The sequence below is a fragment of the Brachyspira catarrhinii genome (assembly GCF_005518285.1).
In the GTDB taxonomy this organism is placed as follows: domain Bacteria; phylum Spirochaetota; class Brachyspiria; order Brachyspirales; family Brachyspiraceae; genus Brachyspira; species Brachyspira catarrhinii.
This window is the reverse complement of sequence record NZ_SJDU01000791.1, coordinates 1-431: the sequence shown is the minus strand read 5'-3', so window position 1 is coordinate 431 and position 431 is coordinate 1. Positions and strand designations below refer to the sequence as shown.

Below are 431 nucleotides of genomic sequence, written 5' to 3'. Positions count from 1 at the left end.
AGCAAAGCAAAGCCATTATTATATCTTTTAACCAATAATTTAAATTTTTATATATTACAATTTTTTAAGGCATTATATTTTTTCTTTTATAAAGGAAATCAAATTCTCTGTTCTTTTTTCTATCGAGAAAAAAGAACCACACTTACAGTGGGCAGTAGCCAAAAAGCGATTTCTTTTTTGACAAAAAAGAAACAGGCTAAAGCCCGCAGAGCGAAAACAACTCCGTTTAGAATTCGCAATCAGTTAGTAAAAATATTGTCATTACGAGGCGATAGCCGAAGTAATCCAAAGTTAAATGAATTCTATACAAAGTGGATTGCTTCGCTTACGCTCGCAATGACTATGAAAAATAATTTAGTTAAATCTTTTTTAACTTCAATCAAATTTACTTTCGATAGCTTATCAAGGAAAATAAAAAATCCTTGTTTAGT

General features: G+C 29.5%; 1 protein-coding gene. It reads left to right on the top strand.

What is annotated here, in order from left to right:
• Positions 1 to 147: 147 nt before the first annotated feature.
• A partial coding sequence (locus tag EZH24_RS13465) for a hypothetical protein (protein WP_161976206.1) occupies positions 148 to 431 on the top strand: 284 nt, incomplete at its 3' end.